Annotated in this window: 1 protein-coding gene; it reads left to right on the forward strand. The window is 38.7% G+C overall.

Translation table 11 applies throughout. From position 1 onward, the window contains the following. The first annotated feature begins 606 nt into the window (after positions 1-606). Positions 607-1,512 carry a restriction endonuclease gene (locus THINI_RS23905; protein ID WP_002710823.1) on the forward strand — a complete coding sequence of 302 codons (906 nt, stop codon included), beginning with the start codon at positions 607-609 and terminating at the stop codon, positions 1,510-1,512. Positions 1,513-1,634: the final 122 nt, after the last annotated feature.

The following is a 1,634-nucleotide window of genomic DNA, read 5'->3' on the forward strand; positions in this document are numbered from 1 at the left end:
CGCCGCTATCCATTGATGAGGCTGTCTCCAGGTTGCGATCAACAACGACTCGTTCAGTTTTTTCAGAGTATCACCTATGAATCTGCCTGTGGTTTTGTCTTTTCTCGATACGTTTCTCTTCGAAGAACTGCGCCATTTGTCACCAACGCTTTCAGTTTGCAACTTCGTGGCAGATTTAAAATATAGATAACGCTACAGTTTTCAGGGTTCATTTCAGTGGCATGGTTCCCTAAATTTATATCAGTAGTGATTGTCTTCCTTTCCATACTGACAGTTAACTCTCTTATACAAGTTCTTAACAACCAGATTGATATGTGGTTCGCTCCTATAGTCCCTCTTTTCATGATGGGCTTTGCTATATTCATGGTACAGTTTGGAGCGTGGTCTTCTGAATATGATCAAGCGTTTATTTCAAAATTGTCAGAGAAGCACTCAAAATGATAGTGCTACATCATGAGCCAATATATTTAAAGGCTACACTAATAAAGCCCAACAAGTGTGTCGACGACGGACGCGGTGACAGCCCGCGATTTTTAACGGCTTACTCCCCGCCGCGCCCGTCACACGAGACGTTATGCTCAAATAGAGAGATCAGGTAGTTAAAAATTGCCCAAAAAAATCAAATATGAATTAAAAGAAGCAATAGTTTCATTATCAGGAACCTGCTTTTGGTACTGGAATAGTTTCTACAGCTTTCTTGATAGTTGCGGGGTGGCAAAGCGACTTCGCGACCGTTATCCAAGGGAAGCATTTAATAAATATCAAGTAATGCGTAACATTCTAGAGTATCTTGAAGATACCAATGACATCGAAACAATCAATAATATTATTTCTAATTTTTACAGACTCCGAGGTGCAATAGACAAGGATGCTCTTGATGAGAAAAAAGCAAAAGAACTACTTAAGGAGTTTCGAGATTTAGTAGGAAATGACCCGATAGATATAGAAATTGAAAAAAGAAAAAGAGAAGAAGCCCGAACTACTTACAATACACATATTGAACAAAATAAATCTCAGCGCAAACGACTTGAAGATTTAAACTCAATGTTCATAGCTCTTACGACAGGGAATGAACATACTCCGCAACAAAGAGGTTATAAACTAGAAAATCTCTTCTGCGACTTGTTACAATTAACCGAACTAGACTATTCAAGACCATACAAAACACCTGACGGCGAACAAATCGACGGGCATTTTAAATATGAAAAATTCGATTATCTAATTGAGTCAAAATGGGAAGATAACCTTATCAAGCAAAAAGACTTATCTATTTTCGATGGAAAGATTAGAGGCAAAGTTCAAAGTACAAGAGGCTTATTTTTATCTGCCAATGGCTTTGATGATAACGCAGTCATAAAATTTTCAGGAGACTCTCCAAGAATTATTCTCATGACTGGAGAAGATCTAGCTATGATACTCTGTGGTCGAGTTTTATTTAGTGATGCAATGAAAGCTAAAGTTGAGGCCATAGTCCGCTATGGAAATATCAACTTTCCATTAAGAAATATATAAGGCATAACGAGTACTATATGGTCTCCACAGTCAACCCTTTCCAGCAAAGATCCAATAAAACCCTCAAGGCGCAGTTCCTGTGCCTTTGGTGCAACAGCCCATGCTGGCTTCTTGCCTGAAAC

Source organism: Thiothrix nivea DSM 5205 (genome assembly GCF_000260135.1).
Lineage (GTDB): Bacteria > Pseudomonadota > Gammaproteobacteria > Thiotrichales > Thiotrichaceae > Thiothrix > Thiothrix nivea.